Raw genomic sequence first — 26,380 nt, 5'->3', positions numbered from 1 at the left:
TCCCGCCATGATCCGCATCGTCCTCCCCGCACTCTTCGCCCTCACCGCTTGTGCCCCGATGGACGCGCCGCCCGCTCCGCCGCCGCCGGCCCAAGGCGCTGCCTATCGCGCGCTCGGCACAGAGCCTTTTTGGTCGGTCACCATCGCCGATGGCACGATGACCTACGAGGCGGCGGGCGAGCCGGCGGTCCGCATTCCCGCGCCCGAACCGCGGACCAGCTTTAACGGCCACCGCTACGTCACGCCGCGGCTGACGGTGGACATCACCCACGCCGAATGCAGCGACGGGATGAGCGACCGGCGCTATCCCGATACCGTGAAGGTGACGATGGACGGCCGAAATTTGAATGGGTGCGGCGGCGACGCGCTCGAACCTGCCAATCTCGACGGCACCAACTGGTCGATGACCGCGATCGGTGGGGAATCGGTCCCTGCGGGCGACCGTTATTTCCTTCGCTTCCGCGATGGGCGGATCGAGGGGAAGGCCGGCTGCAACGGCTTCGGCGGCGGCTACAGCGTCGATGGCGGCACGCTACAGCCCGGCCCGATCATCGCCACGCGCATGGCCTGCGCCGAACCAGCGATGACCCACGAGCGCAAGACGCTGGAAATCCTCGGCGGTCCAGCCCAGATCGCCTATCGCGGCGGCGACACCCTCCTTATCACCCGCAACAACGCCACGCTGACGCTGAAGCGCGCTTATTGATCTCTCGTCACCCCTGACTTGATCCGCCCCCCCGCCTGATCAATTGTCAGCAAGAAGATGGACGCCGGATCAAGTTAGGGGTGACGGTTTGCGGTAAGGGCCGCCCTTAAAAGCTGATCTTCACCGCATCCGCACTCCGTTCTGCCTCGCCGTGATAGACCGCCTCGATATTGTTGCCCGCGGGGTCCAGCACGAAGGCCGCGTAATAGCCAGGGTGGTATGGACGAAGGCCCGGGGCGCCGTTGTCGCTGCCGCCTGCAGCGATGCCGGCCTTATGGAACGCCTCGACCATTTCGCGGTTCGCGGCCTGGAAGGCCAGGTGATGGCGTCCGGTGAGTTTGCCCGTCGCGGCCGCGCTGTCGGCGGTGGAGACGAACAGCTCATCCGCCCAGAAATAATCCTCCGCCTCTCCGCCAAGGGGCACGCCCAGCACGTCGAGCACCGCGCCGTAGAAGCGCTTGGCCGCGCCCAAGTCCGCGACGACCAGATGGAGATGGTCGATCAGCCGCCCCCGATAAAGCTCCTGCGTTTCCATGAATGATCTCCTATTCGGCGGCTTCGGCTGTTCCGTCGCCGAATTTGGTGAGCGCGCGCGGCACGCTGTCGATGACCGGCAGTGGCTCGATCTCCTTGCCGCCGGTGGCGACTTCGAGCGTTTCGAACCGCTTTGCCTGGGTCAGCACCTGGCTTTCGATGCTCCCGGCAAACGCATTGTAGGCATCCGTTGCGAGGTTCAGGTTACGGCCGAGCTTGCGGATATGCTCGCCCATCGTCCACAGCCGCGCGTGCAATTCCTTGCCGAGCCGGCCGATCTCGGCGGCTTCCTCGGCTAGCGTCTCCTGCCGCCAGACGCTGGCGACGGTACGTGCGATCGCGACGAGATTGGTCGGCGTCGCGAGCAGCACCCGCCGCTCGAACGCCCATTCCCATAGCCCCTCGTCCTGCTCCAGCGCGGCGGTGAGGAAATGTTCGCCGGGAATGTACATGACGACATAATCGGCGGCGTCGCCGAACTGCTGCCAATAGGCCTTGCCGCCGAGTTGCTGCGCATGCGTGCGGATCGATCCGGCGTGCGCCTTGAGGTGACCTATGCGCACAGCCTCATCGACCGCCTCGCTGGCGTCGAGAAAGGCGTTGAGCGAGCATTTGGCGTCGATGATGATCTTGCGGCCGCCGGGCAGCCGCACGATCACGTCGGGCCGCAGCCGCCCGTCCCCGGTATCCACCGAGACTTCGGACTGGAAATCGGCATGCGGAGACAGCCCCGCCTGCTCCAGCACGTTGCGCAGCGATTGCTCGCCCCAGCGGCCGCGCGATTTGGGGCTGTGGCGGAGCGCGTTGACCAGCCGCACGGTCTCGTCGCGCACCTGCGTCTGGCCGGCGCGGACCAGCTCGACCGCCTCGCGCAGCTCGCGATAGCTCCCCACCCGCTCCTTTTCGACCCGGCCAAGGCCTTCCTCGTAGCGCTTCAGCGTCGTCTCGACCGGCTGGAGCAGCGCCTTCAGTTGCGCCTCGCTCTTCTCGCCCGCCTGGTGGAAGCGGGCGTCGGCGCGCTTCAGGAAATTCTCCTGCGCCTCGCCAAGCAGCTTGCCGCCGATTTCGCTGAACTGCGCCGTCAGCGCTTCGCGCGCGGCTTTCAATTCGGCAAGCTGATCGGCATGCGCACGCTCGCGCTCGGCCTGCGCGGAGGAAAGCCGCGCCACCTCGGCCCGCGCGTCGCCATGCTCGCGGCGCAGTGTCTCCAGCTCGCCGGTCAGCGCCGGCACCGCCTTTGCCCGCTCCTCCGCCGCCGCGAGATCGGCTATGGCCTTGCGGAAGTCCTCCAGCCGCTGATCGCGCTCCGCCCGTAACGCCGCGGCCTGCCGGCTGCCGAGAAACCAGCCCAGCCCGACGCCAATGAAGGCAAGGGCTATGGCGATGACGAGTGCGGTGTCCATGTCTGGCCCATCTGGAAGAACGAAGCGCGAACCTAGCCGGGTCGCGCGCGCCACTCAAGGCCGAAGGGAACCCTTGGGCTCGCGCGCCCGTTCGCAGTGCGATCATTCCGGGAGGAGCCGATGTCGATCGCGAAGATGATGGCGGAGCATCCCACCGCCAAACCGCCGGAAAGCCTTACCGAAGCCGTTCGGCACGTGATGTATTGCGCGGCGATCTGCAACGCCTGCGCCGATGCCTGCAGCGGCGAAGAGATGGACATGCGGCAATGCATCCGGCTGTGCAGTGACTGCGCCGACGTCTGCGCAGCCCTAACCCGCGTCGCGACGCGGCAGACGGGCGAGAACGGGCTGGTGCTCCAGGAGTTGCTCCAGCTCTGCGTCACCGCCTGCGACGTCTGCGCCGAGGAATGCGCGCGCCACGATCGCGATCATTGCCGCCGCTGCGCCGAGATGTGCCGCGAATGCGCGCGCGATTGCCGCGCCGCGCTGGATGCGCTGTGAAGCGTCTGCTGGTGATATTGCCGTTGCTGCTGGCCGCGGCCTGCGACAAGCCACGTTGGTCCAGGGATACCGAGCCGCCGCCCGCCACGCCGACACCGGCCGCCGAGGCGGAAACGACGTCCTAAAAGATCAAAGTGCGCGGCGCAGCTTGGCGACCTTCTTGAGCACCATGTCGCGCTTCAGCCGCGACAGATAGTCGATGAAGAGCACGCCGTTCAGATGGTCGACCTCGTGCTGGAGGCAGGTCGCCATCAGCCCGTCGAACTCCTTCTCGTGGCTCTTGCCGTTCACGTCCTGCCACTTGGCGCGGATCCGCGCGGGGCGCTCCACTTCGGCATATTGATCGGGGATCGACAGGCAGCCTTCGTTGTAGATGCTGCGCTCGTCCGACGACCATAGGATCTCGGGATTGATGAAGGCCTGCGGTGTCTTCACCGGCTCGCCGCCCTCTTCTTCCGGATCCTGCAAGTCGATCACCAGCAACCGGCGCGGCACCGCGACCTGGACACCGGCAAGACCGATGCCCGGCGCCGCGTACATCGTCTCGAGCATATCGTTGACCAACCCCTCCAGATCGGAATCGAACCGCTCGACGGGATCGGAGCTGGCGCGGAGGATAGGGTCGGGGACTTCGATGATGGAGAGCAGCGACATGGCGGCGCGCTAAAACGCGCAAGCCCGAGGGTCAAGCGGTCAGGAAAGCGGCCGCCGCGCCCGCAGCGCCTGCGCCAGCGTGCCCTCGTCGAGGTAATCGAGCTCGCCCCCCACGGGCAGGCCGTGCGCAAGCTGGGTAATGCGGACGGGGAAGCCCTCCAGCCGCTCGGCGAGATAATGGGCGGTGGTCTGCCCCTCGAGCGTCGCATTCATCGCCAGCACCACCTCGTCGATGCCGCCTTCGCCGACGCGCCGCAACAGCGCGTCGATGGTGAGATCCTCCGGCCGCACGCCCTCCAGCGCCGAGAGCCGACCGCCGAGCACATGGAAGCGGCCCGGGAACAGTCGCGAGCGATCGAGCGCCCAGAGGTCCGAAACATCCTCCACCACGCACAGCATCCGCGCGTCGCGGCGGGGATCGGCGCAGACGGTGCAGGGATCCCGCGTATCGACATTGCCGCACACCGAGCACACCGAAAGCCGCCCCGCGACCTGCTCCAGCGCGCGGAGCAGCGGCGTCAGCACCGCCTCGCGCTTCTTGATAAGGTGCAGCACCGCCCGCCGCGCCGACCGCGGGCCGAGGCCGGGAAGCCGGGCCAGCGCCTGGGTCAGCGCGTCGATTTCGGACGATGCCATGCGCCTGCCATATGGCGCGCGGGCCCGGCTTGCCAAGCGGCGCGGAGCATCTATGGCTCGGGCCATGCGCATCGCCTTCATGGGAACGCCCGAATTTGCCGTGCCGACGCTCGACGCGCTGATCGCGGCGGGGCACGAGATCGCGGCGGTCTACAGCCAGCCGCCACGCCCGGCCGGCCGCGGCAAGGCGCCGCGTCCCTCCCCCGTCCACGCCCATGCCGAAGCGGCCGGGATCGCGGTGCGCACGCCCGTCAGCCTGCGCGATGCGGAAGCGGAAGCAGCATTCGCGGATCTCGGCCTCGATGTCGCGGTGGTCGCTGCCTACGGCCTCATCCTGCCGCAGCCGATCCTCGATGCTCCGGCGCACGGCTGCATCAACGTCCACGCCTCGCTCCTCCCCCGCTGGCGCGGCGCGGCACCGATCCAGCGCGCGATCCTTGCCGGCGATGCGGAGACCGGCGTCACCATCATGGGCATGGAGCGCGGACTCGACACCGGGCCGATGTATCTGGCGCGCAAGACCGCGATCGACACCAAGAATGCCGGCGATCTCACCCGCGAGCTGGCCGGGCTCGGCGGCGCGCTGCTGGTCGAAGTGCTCGCACGGTTCGATACGATCACGCCTGAGCCGCAACCATCTGAAGGCGTCACCTATGCCGCCAAGATCGAAAAGGTCGAGGCGCGGATCGACTTTACACAGGATGCCGAAGCGGTCGAGCGGCAGGTCCGCGCCTTCGCGCCGTGGCCGGGCGGCTTTTTCGAGGTGCAGGGTGAGCGGATCAAGCTGCTCGCCGCCGACATCGTCGGTCGGTCGGGTCCGGCAGGCACGGTGTTGGACGACCAGCTTACGATCGCCTGCGGCTCGGGCGCGATCCGGCCGGTGCTTGTGCAGCGCGCCGGGCGTGGTGCGATGCCCCCGGCCGATTTGCTCCGCGGCTTCCCGATCGCACCCGGCGCCCGCCTTTCATGACCCGCTTTCGCCTGACGGTGGAATTCGACGGGCGGCCCTTCATGGGCTGGCAGCGCCAGGCGCACGGCCCGTCGGTGCAGCAGGCGATCGAGGAAGCGGCTGCGGCGATCACCGGCGAGGCGGCGGTGCTCCACGCCGCCGGCCGCACCGACGCCGGCGTCCACGCCCTCGCCATGACCGCGCATGTCGAAATCGCCAAGCCGATCGCGGCCGAACGGCTGATGGACGGCATCAACGCGAAGCTGCGTCCGCTCCCGGTCGCGGTGCTGGCGGCCAGCCAAGTGCCAGACGAATGGCACGCGCGCTTCTCGTGCATCGGCCGGCGCTACCTCTATCGCATCCGCAACCGCCGCGCGCCGCTCGCGCTCGATGCCGGGCGGGCCTGGCGCGTGCCGGTCCCACTCGATGCCGACGCGATGCAGCGCGCCGCGCAGGTGCTGGTCGGGCGCCACGATTTCACCACCTTCCGCTCGGTCCATTGCCAGGCCGAAAGCCCGGTCAAGACGCTCGATCTGCTGCGCGTCACCCGCTCGGGCGAACTGATCGAGATCGAGGCGGAAGCGCGCTCCTTCCTCCACCATCAGGTGCGCTCGATGGTCGGCTGCCTGCAACTGGTCGGCCGCGGCAAGTGGAGCGCCGACGAACTCGGCGCCGCGCTTCAGGCGCGCGATCGCGCCGCACTGGGGTTGAATGCGCCGCCCGACGGCCTGTTCTTCGTCGAGGCACGATATCCGGACGACCTGCCGATCCCGAATAGCCGCTGAAGCGAACGATCGAGCATCAAGAGCTGCCAGAGCAACCGGCCATGATCCGATCGACCCGATTTGTGTGCGGCGGCGAGCCGGGCGATCGTATCGCCGTCGAACCAGCCGAGCTCGGCCAACGCCGATCCACGCGCGATGCCCGCCGCCTCGCCGGCAAGCGGACCGCGGAACCAGGCCGAGACCGGCGTGACGAAGCCCATCTTGCGGCGATGCAGGATCGAATCGGGCAACGTCCCCGCAAGCGACTGCTTCATCAGCCACTTGCCCTCGCCGCGCCGCAAGCGCAGCCGCGACGGCACCCGCGCGGCGAATTCGATCAGGCGGTGATCGAGCAGTGGCTCGCGCGCCTCCAGGCTCACCGCCATGCTGGTGCGATCGACCTTGGTGAGGATGTCGCCGGGAAGCCAGATCTTGAGATCGGCATATTGCGCGCGTGACAGCGCATCGCGCGCCGGCGCCTTGGCCATCGCCTCGGCATAGCGGTTCTCGGCGACATGGCCGTCGAGCAATTTGCCAAACCCGTCGCGATAAATCTGGCCGCGGATCGCCGGCGGTGTCGCGCCCACGGCCTCGGCATAAGCGAGGCCGCGGTCCTGCCCCAGCGCCTGCAGCGTTGTCTTGGCGCGCAGCCATTGCGGCGCCCAGTCGAGCTTGGGATAGGCATTACCGAGCGCACGCGCGGCGCGGGCCATCGGGCCGGGCAGCAGGCCGCGCACCCGTTCCTCTCCCATGAACAGGCGATAGCGGCGGTATCCGGCGAATGCCTCGTCGGCACCGTCGCCCGACAAAGCGACCGTCACCCGCTCGCGCGCCAGTTCGCAGACGCGGTAGGTGGCAAGCGCGGACGCGTCGGCGAAAGGCTCGTCGAACGCCTCGACCAGCGTGTCGATCAGCCCGAAATCGGCCGCCGCGACGGTGCGCTCGCGATGGACCGTCGCGAACCGCTCGGCGATGATGCGGGCATAAGCGGTCTCGTCGTGATCCGCCTCGTCGAAGCCGATCGAGCAAGTCTCGACCGCCCCGCGGCTCATCCCCGCCATCAGCGCGACGACCGCCGAACTGTCGACCCCGCCCGAAAGAAAGGCGCCGACCGGAACGTCAGCGACCATTCGCGACGACACTGCGGCGCGCATCCGGTCCTTACATTCCTCGATCAGCGCGGCGGCCGGGCGGCGATCGGGCTGCGAGAAATCCACGTCCCACCATTGCACCGGCTGCGGCTGGGACCGGCCGCGACGGACCAGCAGATAATGGCCGGCCGGGAGCTTCCGCACCCCCGCGACGATGCAGGAATCGTCCGGTACGTATCCGAAGGCGAGGAAATCCTCGACGGCACGCGGATCGGGCGCGCCGCGCATCAGCGGATGGGCGAGCAGCCCCTTCAGTTCGGAGGCGAAGATCAGCGAACCGTCGGACAATTCGGCGATGTGGAGCGGCTTCACTCCTAGCCGGTCGCGGGCGAGAAACAGCGCATCCTCCGCCGCATCGTAGAGCGCGACGGCGAACATGCCATTCAAGCGCGACAAGCACTCCGGGCCCCATTGCCGCCACGCGGCGAGGATGACCTCGGTGTCGCTGTCGGTGCGGAAGACGTGGCCCTTCGCGGCCAGATCGGCGCGGACTTCGCGGAAATTGTAGATTTCGCCGTTGAAGACGATCGTCTGACGCTCGTCCGGCGCGAGCATCGGCTGGACACCGCCCGCGATGTCGATGATCGACAGGCGGCGATGGCCGAGGCCGACGCCTCGCGCCGTCCAGACGCCGCTGCCGTCGGGGCCGCGATGCGCCAGCGCGTCCGCCATCGCGCGCACCCTGGCGGCACTGACGGGCTTGGGGACGCCGGGGTGGAAGATGCCTGCGATGCCGCACATGGGATCAGCCCTCTGGCAGGCCGGCGGCGCGGTCGGCAAGCGGCGCCAAGGGGCCGGTCGCGCGCAGGAAATCATCTATCGCAGGACGCGGGCTGATGCCCTCCGCGGGCGCCTCAGCGGAGACGAGGATCGCCACCGCCCGTTGCGGCCCGCCGAGCAGCCGCGCCTTCATCGTCTCCCATTTCACCGCGAGCGGGCTGCCGGTGAGCGTATCGCCGACCCGGTAGAAGATCGCGACCTCGCGCACCGTTCCGTGCGATGCGATGCGCTCCAGCCGGCCATTTTGCGGTGCCGGCCCGGCGCCGATCCACGCCCAGGCCCCTTCGGGCGCGACCGCACCTTGGCCGAATCCGACGATCTCGCGCCCTTCTTCCTGCCGCGCAAAGATGGCGATGGCGAGATCGATGTCGCGGCCCGCGGCATCGCGATAATGACCCACCCGAAGAACATCCGCTCCGGCAAAGTGCGGCGCCCATGCGCGGCCTGCGCCTCGCACCTGCTTCTCCCAACCGGCAACATCCGGCAGCACTAGCGGCGGCGGGGTGACTTCGTTGCCGGCCGCGATCGCTGCGGTCCAAGCCACCGGAGCGAGGACGAGCGCGGCTGCAACGGCGGCGACCGGCTTCAGCGGTGAACGGCCGGGCGGAACGGGCTGCAGCGCCGCCGGGTCGAACCAGGGATCGTCGATCCCGCGGTCGAAGAAGTGCCAGCCGGCGCCCAGGATCAGCGCGATGACGATCGCGAAGAACACCCAGCCGTAGACGACATGATCGAAGCCCGACGCCGCCTCCACATCGGTGAGATGCGCGACATAGATGGTCGCAAAGGCGCGGACGCCGTTGGCGAGGATCGGGATGACCACCGCCGCGATCAGAAAGGTGATCCGCCGCTTCCAGCTCCGAAAGCACAGATTGGCGACGAGCGCGCCGAGCGCGATCATCGCGATGAGAAACTTTACCCCCGCGCAGGCTTCGGCGACTTCGAAATAGCCCGTAGGCGTCGAGATGAAGACACCCTCGATATGCGCGGGTACGCCGACGATGGCGAGGAGCCACATGCAGATTTCGGCGGTGACGCGCTGCATCAACGGTACGAACTCCTCGCCCGCGGGAACGAGGAAGAAGGCGAATGCGAGCGGGAAAAGCAGGCCGCGCGCGACGGCAGGGCCGAGCAGCGCGACCACTGCGCCCTGGAGCATCAGCACCAGCCCTGCATGGCGCGCGAGCGCAACGCCCCCCGCCTCGCCGAGCATCCAGCCCGCCGCGCCAGCGCCGACGATCAGCAGCCCCGGCATCCAGGCGACGGGCGTCAATTGTCGCAATTCCGGTAACCGCTGCCAGACGAGCCAGCCAATGATCGGCGGCAGCAGCATGCAATGATTGAAGGTCGAACTGTCGATCCAGATCCGCACCATGTCCGCCGCATCGCGCGCGATGAGCAACAGGATGCCGCCGGCGAGCAAGCCGAGCGCAACCAGATGCGTCCGCCAGCCGCCCTCGGCGACGGCCTGGACGCGGATCGGCAGGGCGATCGTCATGCCGCCGCCAGTGCCGGTGCGCGACCGACGAGTTCAGCCAGAGGCGCGAGGCAGGAATCCCAGTGATAGCGCGCTTCGACCGCGCGGCGGGCGGCGCGGCCCAGCGCATCGCGGCGGTTCGGGTCGGTCAGCAACGCAATCACCGCCTCCGCCGGATCGGCGGCAACGATCAGATCGCGTCCGGCCTCTGCATCGATCCCTTCGAACGCGGCGGGCGACGCGACCACGGCGCGGCCCATCGCCATCGCCTCCAGAACCTTGTTCTGCACGCCCCGCGCAATGCCGAGCGGTGCGACGACGACCTCGGCCTGCCGCAGCCATTCGCGCATGTCCGCCACTGCGCCGGTCACGGTCACGCCCTCCCCGGCTAGCGCACGGACCGAAGGATCGGGATTGCGGCCGGCGATGACGAAATGCGCGCTCGGCATGCGCGAACGAATGCGAGGGAGCGCCACACGCGCAAACGCAGTCACCGCCTCCACATTCGGACGATAATCCATCTGGCCGGTAAACAAGATCATGCCGGGCACAGGTTCGGCCGGGTCATCGGGCGCGAAATGGTCGAGATCGACGCCGTTGGGCAGCGCCTGCGCGGCCTTGGCCCCGCTCAGTTCGCGAAACAGACTGGCCTCGGCCTCGCTGACGAACAGACTGGCATCCGCGCGTGATGCGGTCTGGCACTCGATGCTCAGGAGTTTCGCAGCCTCGCGGCGGTATAGCCGCGAGGCAAACCCGCCAGCATCCGCATAGCCCGCGAATTTTGCCGAATCGACATCGACGAAATCCATCACGAACCGGCCTTGCCAATCGTGCGGAACATATTGCGCCATCTGGCTGGAAAAGCCGAAGATTGTGTCGATCCGCCGTGCGCTCACGATCCCGTCCACTGCCCGCTGCATTGCCGTGCTCGCGAACATTTCGACCGACACGGGCGTGCCGTCGGCGAGCGCCGACGCGAGTGCGGAAATCCTGCTCCTGCGCCGGACCTCGACATGAACCTCGCCCAGCGCCCAACCCAGCTCGGCGCGCAGCCCGGCAAGATGCGCAGCGTCAGCCGCATCATCCGCGAAGCAAGCGAGATGCACTTCGCCCAGCGCCGCCAGCGCTTTCAGCAGATGAAAACTCCGGATTTTGTCGCCGCGATCGGGCGGAAACGGGATGCGGTGGCCGAGGAAGAGAATGCTCATCCCAGCCCCCGCGCGATCGGCGGGCCGAGCCGGTTCGCGGCCCATAGCGGAAGCTTCCTCCAAATAGCCGTCTGCAGGCGATAGCGCGGGCTGAGCGGGTTGATCTCGCGCCCTGCCGCGCCTTCTGCGGTGCGTGAGGCGTAGCTCAGCGGCGCCGGGTCGAAGCCCCAATTCTTCTTGAAGGCATAAGCGCCCGTCCCCGTCTTGGACCGGCCGAAATCGAACCGGCGCATCCCGCGCTCCGCCGCGTGACGCATCAGAGCAAAATACATGAGGTCGTTCGCGCGCCGCTGCCGCGCCTCGAAAACGCCGCCGCCCCAATAAGGATAGACCGTGCCGTTGTGATAAAGGCTTAGCACCGAGGCCAGCGGTGCGCCTTTGCGGGAGATGGTGAGGATATCGGCGTCCGTGCCGAACGCATCGAGCACCGCGTCGAACAGCGCGCGCGGAAAGACGGGGGTGCCGAGATTGCGGACGCTTTCCGCATAGACACGGTAATGGTCGGCGCGGTCCGCCTCACCGCTGCCGATCCGGACGTCGAGATCGAAGGTCAGAGCACGCCGCACCTCCGCGCGCTGCTTGCGCGGGACGGCGGCCAATATCGAGGCTTCATCAGCGGGAAGATCGCGCGCGAAGCCGGCATACACGCCTTCGTTGACCTGCCACCCGTCCGGCGCAGCGCCGCCACGAAGCTCGACCGAGTCGATGCCGAGCGTCCGGGCAAGATCCCAGGCGCCACCGGCGAGAGCGGCAATGGCCTCGGCATCGCTGGCAAGAATGCCGCCGTCGACCGCGAAGCCGGACGAGACGAGCGCCGAGCCGAAAAGCGGTGACCGCGTCTCGGTGAGCGGCAACACGCCGATGATGACGCCGCCCGCGTCCGCGGCGAGATAATGCGCCTTCTGCCCGCAGCCGCGCTCGACCGCCGCGAGCCAACCGGGGCGATGAAAGGGCGTGGCGTCGGGGTGTGCCGAAACGAAAGCCGCAAGCCGGGGATCGTCGAGCGCCAGCGCTCTGACGGATGTCGCCGCGGCAACGCGCGTGGGCGCGTTCACGAGAGCCGCCCGCGCTCGTGCGCTACCACCGCGTCAGTGCGATCCCAAGTATGGGATTTTAAAAGTTTCAATAACTTGGACCGCATCGCTGGAAGGCGTGTGTAATGACGCAGCTTCGAGCGAAGCGGCGCGTTGGCGACACGCGGCTGGTCAGGGTCGATCTCCCAGGGATGGAAGTAAAATATCGCCGGGCGCCGCTCGGATCCGTTGACGCGGCCGATCGCCCAATCGGAGAAGGCATAGGGCAGAACCCGGAAGAAGCCGCCTCCTCCGGCCGCGAACCGCCGTCCCGCAACGTCGACCGTGGTGACCGGAAGTTCGATCATATCGGCCCCCGCGATAGGCCGGAAGGCGAAGCGCGGCGCTTCGGGCCAACCATAATGGTCGTGCTTCACCGGCGCGACGCTCGAGGAATATTGGTGTCCCTGCTCGGCCAATATCTCGTGCGCCCATGGCGTGCGCGCATCGATCGAGAAGCTCGGTGCGCGATAGCCGGTCAGGGCAATCCCTGCCGCGTCCTCGATCGCGGCACGCGCCTGTGCGAGGTCGGCGCGGAACTCGCGCGGCGCCATGGTGAACACGCGCTTGTGATCCCAGCCGTGGCTGGCGATTTCGTGCCCCGCCGCGACGATGCGGCGGATCAGCGCAGGGTGCCGCTCGGCGACCCAGCCCAACGTGAAGAAGGTGGCCTTGACGTCGGCCTCGTCGAACAGCGCCAGCACCGCATCGGTATTGGCCTCGACGCGGCGTTCCAGCCCGTCCCAGTCGGAACGGTCGATCACGCGCTCGAACGCGCCGACCTGAAACCAGTCCTCGACGTCGACCGACAGCGCGTTGGCGATGGGCTCAGGCGGCGTTGTGGCGATAGCTCGGCGCATCCGGCTCGCTCTCGACCCAGTCGACCAGCAGGGTGAGGACGCGGCGGAGCGCCACCTCCTGCTCTTCCAGCCGCGCCTCCAGGCTCGCGACGCGCCGTTCGAGCGCGATGTCGCGGACTTCGGCGGGCGCCGGCCGCGGTTCGGCCTCGACGGCGACCGGCCGCGCGCCGCGCAAGGGCAGAACATGCGCCTGCTCGCGGGTCGGCTGCTCGCTGACCAGATCGGCGGCGACGGCATCGACCAGCGCGACGTCGATCGTCTCAACCTGCGCGATCGCGGCCTGCAGCAGTAGACGATTGGCGAGCTGGTTGAGACGGCGCGGCACGCCGTCGCTATGGGCATGGAGCGCGGCAAAAGCGTCCGGATCGAACGCCGGGCGCCCGGTCCAGCCTGCGAGCGTCAGGCGGTGGAGCATGTAAGGCTCGACCTCGTTCGCCTCCATCGCCTCCAGATGATGCGTCGCGATGACACGCTGGCGGAGCTGCTCCAGCCCGCGATCGATCAGCCGCTCGCGGAACTCGGGCTGGCCGGTGAGCAGGATCTGCAGCAGCGGGCGGCCGTGAGCCTGGAAGTTGGACAGCATCCGCAGCTCTTCCAGCGACGAATGGCCGAGCGCCTGCGCCTCGTCGACGATCAGCAGCGTCCGCTTGCCGGTGGCGGCGACCGCGCCGAGCGCGGCCTCGATGCGGTCGAGCAGCGCCGCCTTGGCGAGCCCCGTGCTCTCGACCCCCAACCGATGCGCGACCAGGCGGAGGAGGTCGTCGCCCTCGACCTGCGAGGAGACGATCGCGATCGCGTTCAGCCGCGCGCGGTCGATCGTCGCGAGGAGATGCGCGACCAGCGTCGATTTGCCCGCGCCGATCTCGCCGGTGACGATCACGAAGCCTTCGCCCTGCGCGATGCCGTAGCCGAGATAGGCCTTTGCCTTCTTGTGCGTCCGGCTCTCGAACCAGAAGCGCGCATCCGGGGTCAACTGGAAGGGCGGTTCCGAAAAACCGTAATGATCGAGATACATCGTCCCCTCCCTTCAGAAGGAATAGCGGAGGCCGAGCAGCGCCGAGGCGGCGGTGGTCGCGTCCGAATTGTTGCTGTCGGCATGGAACAGGCCGAGCGCGGCCTGCGCTTCGAGCCGGTCGAGCAGGAAGCGGCGGGTGTAGCTGCCGGTGATACCGCTGCCGAACGCCGAGGCGTCGAGCAGACGGTCGCTGTCATACCAAGAGGCATAGGCGTCGAAGTTGAGCTCCGATGTCGGGCTCAGCGCGCGACTCGCGCCCGCCTGGAGCGTGACGCTTTCGTCGGTGACGCGGTTGAGCGCGAAACCCACGGGCTCGATGTAGCGGCGGTTGGCGTAGCCGCCGCCGAAGTTGAAGCCCCACGGCCCCCGCGATCCGGAGAAGAGAATGGTGGCGCCGCGGTTGCGGAAATTGCTCGAATTTATCGTCTGCAGCGCATCGTCGAAGCAGACGCCGCTGCCGGTCTCGCCGCCGAACACGCAGCCGCCGATGCCGCCGACATTGTTGAACAGCGGGTTGCGGCGCATGTCGAAATCGACCGGAACGCCCTGGAGATTGGTGGTCAGCAGCCGACCGAAGCTGTCGACGCTGTCGTAGACGAGCACGGAAACGCCCCAGCCCGAGCGGAAGCGATGCTGCAGCGAGGCGGTGACGGTCGTGCCGCCGTATCGCTCGCCGAACCGCGCCTGCAATTCGGTGCGGCGTGTCGGCCGCCAGATCACACCGACGTCCCAGATCATCCCGTCCTGATCATAGGTCAGTATGCGCGGCGCGCCGGGGTCGGCGACAAGGTTTCCGCCAGGCGTCACTACCGGGATTCCGTTTGAATCCCGCAGGATGTCAGCCTGCTTTATCGCAATGTCTTCATAGCCGATGCCACCGGTGACCGCGAAGGTCGGCGACACAGGCACCACGACGTCGGCGCGGACATATTTGCCCTCATAGGTCTGGTCGAGCCGATCGACGTCCTCGCGGGCGTAGCCGGCGCCCACTGTCCAGCCCACTGGAAGCTCGCCCGGGTCCATGCCCACGCTGACCGTCGCGAGATGCCCGGTGGCGCTGTTGTAGCGGTCGCGCTCGGCCCCGGGAACCGGCGGAAGCCCGGCTAGGCCGTGATCGTCGACCTTTACGTAGGACAGGCGATAGGCAGCGTTGACGGTGAGCGGCCCAGCCTGGGTGCTGACGCTCGGCCCCATATAGGCCGAATAGACTTCGGACACGCCGGGATCGTCGCTGGTGGAGAAGCCGAGGATCGGCGCACCGGCATCACCCCGCGCCCGCGCTGCGAGCGCGCCGGCTTCCATGACGACACTGCCCGGCACGACCTGCACGCGCGCCTGGGCGAGGCCAGTGTGGATATCCTCATCCACGAGATCGTCTTCCCAGGCGATCCGCCGCTCGTAGCGGTAACTCGCCTGCGCCTGCACGCTGCGCGTCTCCACGGTCGCATCCACGCCTGCGGCAAGCGCCGTATAGGTCAGCACATCACCGCCGCCGTTGAGATCGGCGGTCAGCACCTGCTGGACTTCCAGATAGGGCACGACATCCGAGCGAGGCTCGGCCGTCGAGGCGCCCGACAGAAGCAGCCCCGCGGCGAGTACGGCGGTGCGGACAAAGCGCATCACGCTGCCTTCCCGTAATAGCTGCCGAAGCGGCGGCCGGAGCCCATCGCGGCGGCGTTGAGCAGCAGGCTGACATGCGGGCAGGCCGAGAGCAGGCCGAGCGCCTCGCGCAGGTCCGCCTCGATCGTCTGGTCGGCGCGGACGATCATCAGCGTCTGACCGACATGGCCGGCGATCACCGCGGCCTGCGACGCCATCAGCGCGGGCGGCGAATCGAACAGCACGATGCGATCGGGCCGATGGCGGCCGAGCCGATCGAGCAGATCCGCGGTGCGGCCTGACGCCAAAAGCTCGGTCGCGTTGGCGACGCTGCGCCCGGCGGGCAGCACTGAGAGGCCCGGAATGTCGGTGCGGATCACGAAGGCTTCGGGATCGGCGAGCGGATCGGCGATCGCGTCGAGGAAGCCGGGGCCGCCTTCGAGGCCGAGTGTGTCGAGGATCTCGGGCTTGCTGAAATCGCCATCGACGAGCAGCACCTCGACATCCTCTTCGCCTGCGAGCGAGAGCGCGAGGTTGATCGCGCAGAAAGTCTTCCCCTCGCCCGGATGCGCGGATGCGACGAGGACCGAATGACGACGTCCCTCGGCCAGCGCGGCGCGGTTGCGGAGCAACTGGCGCTTGACGATGCGAAACTCCTCAGCGAGCCCGCCGGTCGGCGCATCGGGGCTGATCATCCCGCGCGCGGCCAGCGCAGCCCGGTCGATCACGGCCTTGCCGGCCGCCTTCGCGGGACGCGGCGCGGCGATCGGCGCAGGCGCGTCGGCGACAGGCGCGGGTGCCTTGGCGACGGGCTCGGGCGTCGCGGCCGCGACGGGTGCAGTTTCTGGCTTTGGCGGGACTGCCTTTTCGACGGTCGGCGCAGGAGGCGCTGACAGAAATGCACCGAAATCATAGACTTCGGACGCGCGCTCGAGCAGCGATCCGCTGCGGCCAAGGCTGCTGTGCTGGTTCATATCGTCCCTCACGCCACCGTGCTGCGCTGCCAGAATTCGACCAGCATCAGCACCGCATAGGCGCCGGCGAGCGCACCCCCTGCCCCCGCCAGCCACTTGAGCCGCTGGCGCCGGAGCGCGCGGTCCGCCGCGGAGACGAGCTCGCTGATCGATCCGATCACCGGCAGGCCGGTCGCGGTGGCGAGGCGTGCCTGGCTCGGGAATGTCGTCTGCACCTGGCCGGCGATGAAGGCAGCGCCCGCGCCGGCGACGAGCGCGATCAGCAGGATCGCCGAAAGCAGCAGCGGCCGGTTGGGCGTCGCAGGCACCGTCGGCGCGCTCGCCGGATCGATGATCCGGAACTGCATCGCGTCGGTCTTGGTTTGCACGTCGCTACGCAGCCGGAGCTGTTCGCGATCTTCCAGCAATTTGTCATATTGGCGCTTCAGCACGTCATAGTCGCGGTTGCGCCGCGCCTGTTCGGACACCACGCCGGGCTCACCGGTCTGCTGTGCGTCGAGCTCGCTGAGCCCCGCCTGGAGCTGGTTCTTGCGCGCCTGCGCCGCCGCGACCTGCGCTTCCTTCTCCGCCGCCATCGCGCGGAGCGAGCCATAGGCGGGGTTCGGCGTCGAGAAAGCGCCGCCGCCTGAACGCTCATTGGCGGCCTGCGGACGGAGCCGCGCAATCTCCTGCTTCATCGAGATGATGTCGGGATGCGCGTCGGTCCAGCCGCGGCCCTGCATCTGGCTGAGCTGCATTTCGAGCTGCGCGATCTGCCCGGACGCGACACCCGCGGCACCATAAGCGGCGGTCGAGATGCTGCTCGGCGTGGACGACAGTTGCGAGCGCAGCGCCGCGAGCGAGCTTTGCGCGACGATGAGCTGCTGATCGATCATCGACAGTTCGCTCCGCGCCGCCGACATGCGGCTGGCGATCGAACCGTCGCCCGGGAGCGCGCCCATGAACTTCTGTTCGAAGGCGACGCGCGCGGCATCGGCCTGCTGGAGCTGGCCTTCGAGCCGCTTGAGCTCGGTATCGAGCAGGCCGATCGCCTGGCTGGTGGTGCGGCGGTCGCCCGCCAGCTCGCCTTCGACCAGCAGGTCGAGCAGCCCCTGCGCGACGCCCTGTGCGGTGCGCGCATTCTGCGCGTTGGAGAAGCCGGACACGCCGGACGTGGCGCTGATCTCGAAGAGGTTGGGATTGTCGATCTGTGCGGTGATCTTGATCGATTCGCGCAGCGCCGACACCTGCGCCGCGAGATCGCGTTCGCTCGCCACCAGCGTGTTGAGATCGGTGCGGCGGACGATCTTCTCGAGATTGGCCGAGGAGGTCAGCGTCTGTTTGATGCGGAACAAATCGCCCTGCCGGTCGGCCGGATTGATGCCGATCGTGTTCGACAGCAGGTTGGGCGACTGCAGCAATACGCGCGCCTTCGACTCATAGCCCGAAGGAATGAGCGCGAGCACCAGCCAGCCGAGCACGGCGATGCCCCAGGCGACGCCCACCGCCAGCCAGCGGCGGCGCCACACCTGGTGCAGCGCGATGCGGAACTGTTCGTAGAGACCGTCCATCGGTGTCAGGACCCTTTCCGGCCGGTCAGAACATGCTTTCGGGGATGATGATGACGTCGCCTGGCTCGAGCCGGACGTTGGCGCTGGTGTCGCCGCGCTTGAGGAGGCGCGCGACCTTCAGATCATATTCGGTCTGCTTGCCGGTCGCGCGGTCCTGGCGGATGAGCCGCGCCTTGTCGCCGGCCGCTAATTCGCTGAGCCCGCCGACCTCAATCATCGCGTCGAGCAGGGTCATGTTGGCGCGATACGGCAGCGAAGCGGGCTTTTCGGTCGCGCCGACCACGCGGATCTGCTGCGAGAAGGTGCCCTGGAACTTGTCCACCATGACCGAGACGCGCGGGTCCTCGATATATTTGGTGAGGACGCCCTTGATGTCCTCGGAAAGCTGCGACGTGGTCTTGCCCACCGCCGGCATGTCGGAAATCAGCGGCGTGGTGATGCGGCCGTCGGGGCGGACCTGGACCTTCGCGCCCAATTCCGGGTTGCGCCACACGAAGATGGTCAGCTCGTCGAGCGCGCCGATGATATACTTGTCCTCGGCCGCGCCCTCGTCGGTACTGGCGAAGGTCGCGGCGGGCAGCACCCGGCCCGCGCTCTCGTTCGAGGCGCACCCGCTCAAGGCCAGCGCCGATCCCACTAGGGCGAGGATCAGCTTGTTGCTCGCAGACGTGCGCATCTCGTGTCCCTTTCCACTGCGCGCCGGGAAGACAGCCGACGCGATTTGGGAGCCGTGATGACGCCAAGAGGTAAAATTAGCGTTAGGCGAAAGGGGGCATCTGGCCGCGTCCCGGTTAGGGACGGCGCGATACGCGGCAGTTAACCGCCGTTTCCGACGATCATTTCGCGTGCCGGCCGCTGCGCGAGAAAGGCCTGCGGGCTCGCCGAAAGCCCATAAGCACCCGCCAGAAAGATGGCGACGAGATCGCCGACTTCGGCGCGTGGCAGCATGACGTCATCGGCCAACCGGTCGAGCGGCGTGCAGAGGCAGCCGACGATGCTGACCTCCTCTTCGGGCGCGTCGCCGAAGCGATCGGCGATCGCGACCGGATAGTTGCGGCGGACGAGCTGGCCGAAGTTCCCCGATGCGGCGAGCTGGTGATGCAGTCCGCCATCGACGATGAGGAAGGTCTTGCCGTGGCTGATCTTGCGATCGACGATCCGCGTCAGATACACGCCACACTCGCCAACGAGCCAGCGGCCGAGTTCGATGGCGAAGCGCGTGTCGGCAAGGATTTGCGCGCGGTTGCTCAAGGTTTTCGCCAGCTCAGCACCGATCGCCTCGACATCGAGCGGCTGTTCGCCGCCAAAATGCGGGATGCCGAAGCCGCCGCCGAGATTGATGAGCGGCGGCGGCGCTCCGGCTGCGTCCGCCAATTCGCCGGCCAGCGCGACCGTCGCCACCTGCGCCTCGATCAGCGCTGCGGCGTCGAGCGCCTGGCTCCCGGCGAAGATATGAAAGCCGCGCCAGTCCGCGCCGCCATCGAGGATCGTGCGGACGAGCGCCGGGACGCGTTGGGCATCGACGCCGAACGGCTTGGCGCCGCCCCCCATCCGCATGCCCGATCCCTTGATCTCGAAATCAGGGTTGACCCGCACGGCGAGCCGCGGCCGCTTGCCCAGCCGCGCGCCGATTGCCAGCGCGCGCTCCGCCTCCCCTTCGGATTCACAGTTGAGTGTCACACCGGCGGCGACCGCCTTCTCCATTGCGTCTGCCCGCTTGCCCGGACCGGCGAAGCTGATCTCGGCGGGATCAGCGCCGGCTGCCAATGCCATCGCCAGCTCGCCTTCCGACGCGATGTCGATGCCGTCGACCTTGCTCACCATGTGCTCAAGCAACGGCCTGTAGGGATTTGCCTTCATGGCATAATGTATATCCACGCCGTCCGGCAGTGCCGCGCGGAGTCGCGCGATCCGCGCGTCGCAGATCGCGACATCATAGACGAACAGCGGCGTATCGCCTGCCTCGGCGACCAGATCGGCCGGCGTGCGTCCGCCGATGCGCAATTCGGGGCCAGCGAAATCGGCCGGGATCGCGCCCATCATTTTGCTCATGACAGCAATTCGCCCCTGATCGCCTCGCGGTCGAGCTTGCCGTTCGGATTGCGCGGCAGCTCGCTCCGCCAGAGGATATGCTGCGGCTGCATAAAATTGGGTAACTCGCGCTTCAGATAGGCACGAAGACCGACATCGTCTTCCGCTTTCCCCCGCACGACCAGCGCAATCGCCTCGCCCAGCCGGTCGTCGGCGACGCCGAGCGCAACCGCTTCGGCGGCAAGGCCGCTGGCGATCGCCGCTTCCTCGACTTCGGTCGGGCTGACGCGATTGCCGCTGGTCTTGATCATCGCGTCGGCGCGCGACACGAAATAAAGCAGTCCGTCGGCATCGCGGCGCACATCGTCGCCCGACCAGACGGCAGTTCCGCCATAAAGCGAAGCCGCCGGTGCGGGCTTGAACCGCTCGGCGGTACGCGCCGCATCGTTCCAATAGCCTTGCGCCACCAGCGGCCCGGCATGGACGAGCTCGCCGGTCTCGCCATCCTCGGCAATCGTGCCGTCGGGGCGGGCGACCAGAACTTCGGAGAAGGGGATGGCGGTGCCGATCGAATCCGGGTGCGCGTCGACCAGCGACGGATCGAGATAGGTCGAACGAAACGCCTCGGTCAGCCCGTACATCGGATAGACCTCCGCCGCGGCGAACAATTCACGCATGCGCCGGATGATCGACACCGGCAGCCGTCCGCCGCTGTTGGTGAGGCGGCGAAGCTTTAGCGCCGCGGCCGGTGGCCACGCCGCCTCGACAAGCTGCACCCAGAGCGGGGGCACCCCGGCGAGCGTGGTGACGTCTTGACGCTCGACGGCGCGGATCACGTCGCGCGCGGAGAGATAATCTAGCGGAATGACGCAGCCGCCCGCCGCCCAGGTCGAAAGCAACTGGTTCTGGCCATAGTCGAAGCTCAGCGGCAGGACGCCAAGCACGCGGTCCTCGGGGGTCAGCCGCAGATAATGCGCGACGCTGATCGCGCCGAGCCACATATTCGCATGGCTCAGCATCACGCCTTTGGGGCGCCCGGTCGAACCCGAGGTGTAGAGCAGCGCGGCAAGATCACCGGGATCACGGTCCGACGGCCCGAGCGGCGTATGATCGTAGAGCGGCGCCTCCTCGACGATCGCGGAGCAGCCTTCCGGCAGATCATCCGCCTCCAGTGTCGCCAGGCGCGCGGCGCCCGTGATCAGCAGCCGCGCGCCGCTGTCGGCCAAGATGTGCGCCACCTGCGCGCGCTTCAGCACCGGATTGATCGGCACATGGACGAGTCCCGCGCGCGCCGCGGCCAGCGGAAGCAGGCTCGTCGTCCGTGTCTTGGGAAGCCAGCTCGCAACCCGGTCGCCCGGCGCGGCGCCCGCCGCCAGCAGCCCCGCCGCCAGCGCGCCGACCGCCGCCTCCAGCCCGGCATAGTCGAGCACGCCCTCGCGCGTGATCAGCGCCGGTGCCCGAGCCTCGCCAAGTCCTGCGAGATGGTCGAGCGGCCTCGGTTCGGGATCGGGTTCGCGCACCTAGGCTCCTGTTAACAGCCATGCGGCTAAGGAGGCTGCGGGATAGCGCGATGACGATCGATGTGAAACTCCTGCGTGACTGGGATGACGTCGCCCGCGATGCGGACGGCGCGCTCGATCGTGCGCGCCAGCCGTCCTTGTTCGACCGGCTCGAATGGCACCGCCTGATCGCCGCGCTCGGCGGCGTCTCCGGCGATACGCTGGTAGCGCGCGCTCGCGACGCCGACGGCGCGACATGGTTGCCGCTGCTCATCCATGGCCGACAAGGCCAACCGCACGCCAATTGGTACACACTGGCATTCGATGCCATTGGAAAACGATCGCTTAAGCCCCTGTCTTCCATAGTAAAGGCGCTCAAGGATCAGCTTGATATGCTGAGCTTGTCGCCCGTTCCCCCGAATAGCCTGCTGCCCTCCGCGCTACGTGAGTCTGGGTGGATCGTGAGGGAATGGGCCGCGACGGTCCGCTGGGAGGTCGATACGCGCGACGGGTTCGACGCCTATTGGTCGCGGCGGCCAGGCCAATTGCGCAGCACCTTCAAGCGGAAGGCCAAGGCGGCCGCGCTCGACATCGTCATCCATCGCGCATTCGAACTCGAGGGCTGGGCCGCGTACGACCAGGTCTACGCGCAGAGCTGGAAGGGCGACGAAGGCGCCCCCGCCATGCTGCGCGCGCTCGCCGAGCAGGAAGGCGCCGCGGGAACGCTGCGCCTCGGCATCGCGCGGCAGGACGGCCGCCCGGTCGCGGCGCAGCTCTGGCTGGTGGAGAACGGCCGCGCCACCATCCACAAGCTCGCTTATGCCGAAGACGCCAAGGCGCTCTCCCCCGGCACCATCCTCAGCCACGCGATGTTCCGCGCCGCGATCGACGAGGACGCGGTGACGCACATCGATTTCGGCACCGGCGACGATCCCTACAAGCGCGACTGGATGGACCGCGCCGTCCCCTTGCTGCGGATCGACGCCTATAATCCGCGTACGCTTCGCGGGCTCGCCGGGGCGGCGCGCGCCGCCGTCTCCGCGCTTGTCCGCCGCGCCGCGAGGCGCTAGGCGCGCGCCGAAGGCTCTAAGGGGGATCATCCGTGGCGCTTACCGATGAGGGCGATGTCGATCACGCACTGCGCGCGGTGCTCGTCGATGTGCTGGGTCTCCCGGCGGAGCGGGTCGCGGGCTTCACCGAGGCAACCCCCCTGTTCGGCGCGCTTCCCGAGTTTGACTCGATGGCCGTCGCGGGCCTTCTCACCGAGCTTGAGGAACGGCTCGGCATCCTCATCGAGGACCATGAGGTCGATGCCGACATGCTCGAAACCTACGGCGCGCTGCTGACCTTCGCGCGGGCCAAGACGCTCCGGTGACCATTCTCGCCTATCGCCGCAGCGACGCCGGCGACTGGCTGACCGAAATCGGCGAGGCAGAGGCGCCTGCCATTCTCTTCGTCCCCGCGTTGTTCGAGGAGATGAACCGCACGCGCGCGTTGACCGTCGCGGTGATGCGCGGGCTCGCCACGCATGGCTATCGCTCGCTGCTGGTCGATCTGCCAGGTACGGGCGAGAGCGAGCGTGACTTGTCGGGTGTCGGATGGAGCGAGTGGCGTCATGCCGTCGCCTCGCTGGAAAGCGCGACGATCGCGACCGCATCGCTGCGCGGCGGCTGCCTGCTGGATGATCCCGCTTCGAAGCCGGCCTGGCGCTTCTCGCCCGTCGTCGGCGGCTCGCTCGCTCGCGACATGCACCGGGCGGCGCTTGCCGGCGGCGCGGAGAATGCCGGCTTTCCGATCGCGCCGGATCTGCTCGCGGCGCTGACCGAAGCAAAGCCCGCCTCCGGTGAAGCGCGGACGGTGCGGCTGGTGAGCGATGCCCACCCGGCGGATCGCCGCGTCGACGGACCCGCACTCTGGCGCCGCTCGGAGCCGGGGCAGTCCACGCAGCTCGCCTACCTACTCGTCGAAGATATCGCGTCATGGGCCGCCCGATGCGCCGCCTGACCACCTTCACCTGCTCCGGCGAGACGCTCGGCGCCAGCCTCGACCCAGCCGACGGCGCGGTTGGTGTGTTGATGGTGACCGGAGGAAGCCAGACGCGCACGGGTTCGCACCGGATATACGAACGGCTCGCCAAGACTTTGTCGGAGCGCGGTTATCCTATGTTCCGCTTTGATCGCCGCGGGGTCGGCGACAGCAGCGGCGACGATCCCGGCTTTCGCGGCAGCGGTCCGGACATCGCCGCCGCGCTCGCTGCATTTCGAGCAGAACAACCGCAGTTGCGGGCGATCGCCGGTTTCGGCCTGTGCGACGGTGCGACGGCGCTCGCGCTCGACGCTAAGCCGTTCGAGCGGCTGATCCTCGTCAATCCCTGGCTGGTCGAGGCCGATCCCGGCGCCCCGCCCCCCGCTGCGGTGCGCGAACATTATCGTACTCAGCTCGCCAGCCGCGAGGGCTGGAAGCGGTTGCTGACCGGCGATCTTTCCTACGGCAAGCTAGTCGGCGGCGTCCTCCGCGCGGCTCGTGCCACCCGCACGCGGCTGGCGCGGCAGGTCGCGATCGCGCTGAAGAGCAGCGGCACGCCCGTGCACCTCATTCTCGCCCGGCGCGACGGCACCGCGATCGCCGCGGCCGAGCAATGGCGATCGAAGCGTTTCGCCCGCGTCTACAGCGATCCGCAGTTCATCGAGAGCGACTCGCACACCTTCGCGCGCGCCGGCGACGCGGACGCCCTGCTCGCGGCGGTGCTCCGCGTGCTCCCGCCGCCGCGCTGATCGTCAGGCGGCCTCGGCTTCCGCGAACTCGGCTTCGGCCAGGAACTTCTCGGCATCGAGCGCGGCCATGCAGCCGGTGCCCGCCGCGGTGACGGCCTGGCGGTAGATCTTGTCCATCACGTCGCCGCACGCGAACACGCCCGGCACGCTGGTCCGCGTGCTGCCGGTCTCGACCTTGAGATAATTGTCCGCGTCGAGCGCGAGGTGGCCCTTGAACAATTCCGTCGCCGGCGAATGGCCGATCGCGACGAACGCGCCTTCGGTGTCCATCCGCTCGATCGCGCCCGTCCGCGTGTCGCGCAGATCGACCGCGACCAGCCCCTCCGGATCGCCGCCGCCGACGAACTCGGCGACCTCGCGGTTCCAGAGCACGTTGATGTTCGGGTGCTTGAACAGCCGTTCTTGCAGGATCTTCTCGGCGCGGAGCGAGTCGCGGCGGTGGATCAAGGTGACGTCATGACTGTGGTTGGTCATGTAGAGCGCTTCCTCGACCGCGGTATTGCCGCCGCCGATCACCACGACCTTCTTGCCGCGATAGAAGAAGCCGTCGCAGGTCGCGCAGGCGCTGACGCCCTTGCCCTTCATCCGCTCCTCGGTCGGGATGTTGAGCCAGCGCGCCTGCGCGCCGGTCGCGATCACCACCGTGTCTCCGGAATAGACCGTGCCGCCGTCACCGACGAGGCGGAACGGGCGGCGGCTGAAGTCCACCTCGCTGATCGTGTCCCACATCATCTGCGCGCCGACATGCTCGGCCTGCTTCTGCATCTGCTCCATCAGCCACGGCCCCTGAATCACGTCCGCAAAGCCCGGGTAATTCTCGACGTCGGTGGTGATGGTGAGCTGCCCGCCCGGCTGGATCCCCTGGATGACGATCGGAGCCAGCCCAGCGCGCGCGGCGTAGATGGCTGCCGACAGCCCCGCCGGCCCCGATCCCAGGATGAGCATGCGGGAGGAGTGGGTGGCGGCCATGAATCATATCCTGCTGGGGAGGGTTACGGGCGTCCAGATAGGTACTCGCCGGGGCCCAAGGCAAGCCGCCGCATTTGCGGGCGCGGCGCCGGATTGGTAGAGGGCATGGCATTCCTCCTTTTCAGACGAAGGCTTGCCCCATGACCGCGCACGAAAATCCGCTTGGCCTCGACGGTTTCGAATTCGTCGAGTTTACCAGCCCCGATCCGGAGGCGATGGCGGATCTGTTGACGCGGCTCGGCTTCGCGCATCGCGGCACCCACAAGAGCCTCGCCATCCGCCGCTATGCGCAGGGCGACATCAACTTCCTGCTCAATATGGAGAAGGCCGGCCATGCCGCTGATTTCCGCGGCGATCATGGCCCCTCGGCCAGCGCGATGGCGTTTCGGGTCGCCGATGCGAAGGCGGCGCATGCGATGGCGGTCGAGCGCGGCGGCACCGATGCGAAGGGCGAGCTCGATCTGCCCGCGATCGAGGGCATCGGCGGATCACTCCTCTATTTCGTCGACACCTACGGCGCGAGCACGATCTACGATACGATGTTCGACAGCACTGGCGAGACGACGGAGAGCGCCGGCCTCCACACGCTCGATCACCTCACCCATAATGTGAACCGCGGGCGGATGGACCATTGGGCCTCTTTCTACGAGAAGCTCTTCAACTTCCGTCAGATCCGCTATTTCGACATCGAGGGTAAGCAGACCGCCCTGCTCAGCCGTGCGATGACCGCGCCGGACGACAAGATCCGCATCCCGCTCAACGAGAGCCAGGACGAGCACAGCCAGATCGAGGAATTTCTCCGCGAATATAAGGGCGAAGGAATCCAGCATCTTGCGCTCGCGACCGATGACATCTTCGCAACCGTCGATCAGCTCCGCGCCAATGGCGTGATCTTCCAGGACAGCCCGGACACCTATTTCGATCTCATCGACAAGCGCCTGCCCGGCCACGGCCACAGCGTCGAGGAGATGCGCAAGCGCCGCATCCTGATCGACGGATCGCCCGAGACCGGCGAGGGCCTGCTGCTCCAGATCTTCACCGAGAATATGGTCGGCCCGATCTTCTTCGAGATCATCCAGCGCAAGGGCAACGAAGGCTTCGGCGAGGGCAATTTCAAGGCACTGTTCGAGTCAATCGAACTCGACCAGATCCGCCGCGGCGTCCTGCCGGCGACCGAAGAGGCGTAATTCTTCCGTCATTGCGAGCGAAGCGAAGCAATCCAGACTGACACCGCTGGATTGCCGCGCGCTGCGCGCTCGCAATGACGGCGGCG

At 67.9% G+C, this 26,380-nt stretch carries 26 protein-coding genes; 9 read left to right on the top strand and 17 right to left on the bottom strand.

Annotation, left to right across the window (positions count from 1 at the left end):
- Positions 1 to 7: 7 nt before the first annotated feature.
- The gene (locus tag B9N75_RS11620) at positions 8 to 706 is read left to right on the top strand and encodes an META domain-containing protein (protein ID WP_157123815.1); all 699 of its coding nucleotides are present in this window, start codon (positions 8 to 10) and stop codon (positions 704 to 706) included.
- Positions 707 to 812: 106 nt separating this feature from the next.
- Here B9N75_RS11620 and B9N75_RS11615 read toward each other — a convergent pair whose 3' ends face one another.
- Positions 813 to 1,241, bottom strand: a complete 429-nt coding sequence (locus B9N75_RS11615; protein ID WP_085218939.1) for a VOC family protein — start codon at positions 1,239 to 1,241, stop codon at positions 813 to 815.
- Between the two features lie 10 nt (positions 1,242 to 1,251).
- Positions 1,252 to 2,643 carry a DNA recombination protein RmuC gene (locus tag B9N75_RS11610; RefSeq protein ID WP_085218938.1) on the bottom strand — a complete coding sequence of 464 codons (1,392 nt, stop codon included), beginning with the start codon at positions 2,641 to 2,643 and terminating at the stop codon, positions 1,252 to 1,254.
- Between the two features lie 120 nt (positions 2,644 to 2,763).
- Between B9N75_RS11610 and B9N75_RS11605 the strand changes: the two genes are divergently transcribed.
- Complete coding sequence (locus B9N75_RS11605; RefSeq protein WP_085218937.1) at positions 2,764 to 3,144, top strand: four-helix bundle copper-binding protein; 381 nt, start codon at positions 2,764 to 2,766, stop codon at positions 3,142 to 3,144.
- Between the two features lie 129 nt (positions 3,145 to 3,273).
- Here B9N75_RS11605 and def read toward each other — a convergent pair whose 3' ends face one another.
- Both def and recR read right to left on the bottom strand, forming a co-directional pair.
- Positions 3,274 to 3,798, bottom strand: coding sequence for a peptide deformylase (def, locus tag B9N75_RS11600; RefSeq protein WP_085218936.1), 525 nt, complete (start codon positions 3,796 to 3,798; stop codon positions 3,274 to 3,276).
- A 39-nt stretch (positions 3,799 to 3,837) separates the two neighbouring features.
- Positions 3,838 to 4,434 carry a recombination mediator RecR gene (gene recR, locus B9N75_RS11595; protein WP_085218935.1) on the bottom strand — a complete coding sequence of 199 codons (597 nt, stop codon included), beginning with the start codon at positions 4,432 to 4,434 and terminating at the stop codon, positions 3,838 to 3,840.
- Positions 4,435 to 4,498: 64 nt separating this feature from the next.
- Here recR and fmt point away from each other — a divergent pair, with 64 nt between their 5' ends.
- A complete protein-coding gene (gene fmt, locus B9N75_RS11590; protein WP_085218934.1) occupies positions 4,499 to 5,404 on the top strand; it encodes a methionyl-tRNA formyltransferase in 906 nt (301 codons plus the stop codon).
- A complete protein-coding gene (gene truA, locus B9N75_RS11585; protein ID WP_085218933.1) occupies positions 5,401 to 6,168 on the top strand; it encodes a tRNA pseudouridine(38-40) synthase TruA in 768 nt (255 codons plus the stop codon). Before fmt ends, truA begins: the two co-directional genes overlap by 4 nt.
- Here the strand turns inward: truA and B9N75_RS11580 are convergent.
- The 12 genes from B9N75_RS11580 to B9N75_RS11525 all read right to left on the bottom strand — a co-directional run bounded on the left by B9N75_RS11580 (position 6,063) and on the right by B9N75_RS11525 (position 21,385).
- Complete coding sequence (locus B9N75_RS11580; protein ID WP_085219626.1) at positions 6,063 to 8,039, bottom strand: XrtA/PEP-CTERM system amidotransferase; 1,977 nt, start codon at positions 8,037 to 8,039, stop codon at positions 6,063 to 6,065. The genes truA and B9N75_RS11580 overlap by 106 nt on opposite strands.
- A 4-nt stretch (positions 8,040 to 8,043) precedes the next feature.
- Positions 8,044 to 9,576, bottom strand: coding sequence for an exosortase A (gene xrtA / locus B9N75_RS11575; RefSeq protein ID WP_085218932.1), 1,533 nt, complete (start codon positions 9,574 to 9,576; stop codon positions 8,044 to 8,046).
- Positions 9,573 to 10,763 (bottom strand): TIGR03087 family PEP-CTERM/XrtA system glycosyltransferase, encoded by a 1,191-nt coding sequence (locus B9N75_RS11570; RefSeq protein ID WP_085219622.1) that lies wholly within the window; start codon positions 10,761 to 10,763, stop codon positions 9,573 to 9,575. Before B9N75_RS11570 ends, xrtA begins: the two co-directional genes overlap by 4 nt.
- Entirely contained in the window at positions 10,760 to 11,818 is a 1,059-nt protein-coding gene (locus B9N75_RS11565) for a FemAB family XrtA/PEP-CTERM system-associated protein (RefSeq protein ID WP_085218931.1), read from the bottom strand. Before B9N75_RS11565 ends, B9N75_RS11570 begins: the two co-directional genes overlap by 4 nt.
- On the bottom strand, positions 11,815 to 12,696 hold the full coding sequence (locus B9N75_RS11560; RefSeq protein ID WP_172840881.1) for an XrtA system polysaccharide deacetylase: 882 nt from the start codon (positions 12,694 to 12,696) through the stop codon (positions 11,815 to 11,817). Before B9N75_RS11560 ends, B9N75_RS11565 begins: the two co-directional genes overlap by 4 nt.
- Entirely contained in the window at positions 12,665 to 13,711 is a 1,047-nt protein-coding gene (locus tag B9N75_RS11555; protein WP_085218930.1) for an ExeA family protein, read from the bottom strand. Before B9N75_RS11555 ends, B9N75_RS11560 begins: the two co-directional genes overlap by 32 nt.
- Before the next feature lie 12 nt (positions 13,712 to 13,723).
- The gene (locus B9N75_RS11550; protein ID WP_085218929.1) at positions 13,724 to 15,331 is read right to left on the bottom strand and encodes a hypothetical protein; all 1,608 of its coding nucleotides are present in this window, start codon (positions 15,329 to 15,331) and stop codon (positions 13,724 to 13,726) included.
- Positions 15,331 to 16,284, bottom strand: a complete 954-nt coding sequence (locus tag B9N75_RS11545) for a P-loop NTPase family protein (protein ID WP_085218928.1) — start codon at positions 16,282 to 16,284, stop codon at positions 15,331 to 15,333. The genes B9N75_RS11550 and B9N75_RS11545 overlap by 1 nt, the downstream gene beginning before the upstream one ends.
- Positions 16,285 to 16,292: 8 nt before the next feature.
- Positions 16,293 to 17,834: an XrtA system polysaccharide chain length determinant gene (locus B9N75_RS11540; RefSeq protein WP_085218927.1), complete on the bottom strand. Its 1,542-nt coding sequence runs from the start codon at positions 17,832 to 17,834 to the stop codon at positions 16,293 to 16,295.
- A gap of 25 nt (positions 17,835 to 17,859) precedes the next feature.
- Positions 17,860 to 18,510: an XrtA/PEP-CTERM system exopolysaccharide export protein gene (locus B9N75_RS11535; RefSeq protein WP_085218926.1), complete on the bottom strand. Its 651-nt coding sequence runs from the start codon at positions 18,508 to 18,510 to the stop codon at positions 17,860 to 17,862.
- 140 nt (positions 18,511 to 18,650) lie between these two features.
- Positions 18,651 to 19,886 (bottom strand): pyridoxal-dependent decarboxylase, exosortase A system-associated, encoded by a 1,236-nt coding sequence (locus B9N75_RS11530; RefSeq protein ID WP_244552339.1) that lies wholly within the window; start codon positions 19,884 to 19,886, stop codon positions 18,651 to 18,653.
- Positions 19,883 to 21,385 (bottom strand): acyl-CoA ligase (AMP-forming), exosortase A system-associated, encoded by a 1,503-nt coding sequence (locus B9N75_RS11525; protein ID WP_085218925.1) that lies wholly within the window; start codon positions 21,383 to 21,385, stop codon positions 19,883 to 19,885. The genes B9N75_RS11530 and B9N75_RS11525 overlap by 4 nt, the downstream gene beginning before the upstream one ends.
- A gap of 50 nt (positions 21,386 to 21,435) precedes the next feature.
- Between B9N75_RS11525 and B9N75_RS11520 the strand changes: the two genes are divergently transcribed.
- Genes B9N75_RS11520 through B9N75_RS11505 form a run of 4 tightly spaced genes read left to right on the top strand, consistent with a single transcriptional unit; the run spans position 21,436 to position 24,138 of the window.
- The gene (locus B9N75_RS11520; protein WP_172840880.1) at positions 21,436 to 22,434 is read left to right on the top strand and encodes a GNAT family N-acetyltransferase; all 999 of its coding nucleotides are present in this window, start codon (positions 21,436 to 21,438) and stop codon (positions 22,432 to 22,434) included.
- 32 nt (positions 22,435 to 22,466) lie between these two features.
- Positions 22,467 to 22,739: an acyl carrier protein gene (locus tag B9N75_RS11515; RefSeq protein WP_085218923.1), complete on the top strand. Its 273-nt coding sequence runs from the start codon at positions 22,467 to 22,469 to the stop codon at positions 22,737 to 22,739.
- Positions 22,736 to 23,368, top strand: coding sequence for an alpha/beta hydrolase family protein (locus tag B9N75_RS11510; RefSeq protein ID WP_085218922.1), 633 nt, complete (start codon positions 22,736 to 22,738; stop codon positions 23,366 to 23,368). Before B9N75_RS11515 ends, B9N75_RS11510 begins: the two co-directional genes overlap by 4 nt.
- Entirely contained in the window at positions 23,356 to 24,138 is a 783-nt protein-coding gene (locus tag B9N75_RS11505) for a hydrolase 1, exosortase A system-associated (protein ID WP_172840879.1), read from the top strand. The genes B9N75_RS11510 and B9N75_RS11505 overlap by 13 nt, the downstream gene beginning before the upstream one ends.
- 3 nt (positions 24,139 to 24,141) lie before the next feature.
- On the opposite strand, the gene trxB is transcribed toward B9N75_RS11505, so the two are convergent.
- Positions 24,142 to 25,107 carry a thioredoxin-disulfide reductase gene (trxB, locus tag B9N75_RS11500; RefSeq protein ID WP_172840878.1) on the bottom strand — a complete coding sequence of 322 codons (966 nt, stop codon included), beginning with the start codon at positions 25,105 to 25,107 and terminating at the stop codon, positions 24,142 to 24,144.
- Between the two features lie 140 nt (positions 25,108 to 25,247).
- Here trxB and hppD point away from each other — a divergent pair, with 140 nt between their 5' ends.
- Positions 25,248 to 26,294: a 4-hydroxyphenylpyruvate dioxygenase gene (gene hppD / locus B9N75_RS11495; RefSeq protein ID WP_085218919.1), complete on the top strand. Its 1,047-nt coding sequence runs from the start codon at positions 25,248 to 25,250 to the stop codon at positions 26,292 to 26,294.
- The last annotated feature ends 86 nt before the right edge of the window (positions 26,295 to 26,380 follow it).

Origin of the sequence: Allosphingosinicella indica (genome assembly GCF_900177405.1) — a bacterium.
GTDB classification, from domain to species: Bacteria; Pseudomonadota; Alphaproteobacteria; order Sphingomonadales; family Sphingomonadaceae; genus Allosphingosinicella; species Allosphingosinicella indica.
Note: the sequence above shows the minus strand (reverse complement) of the source record. Positions and strands in the feature narration are given on the sequence as shown.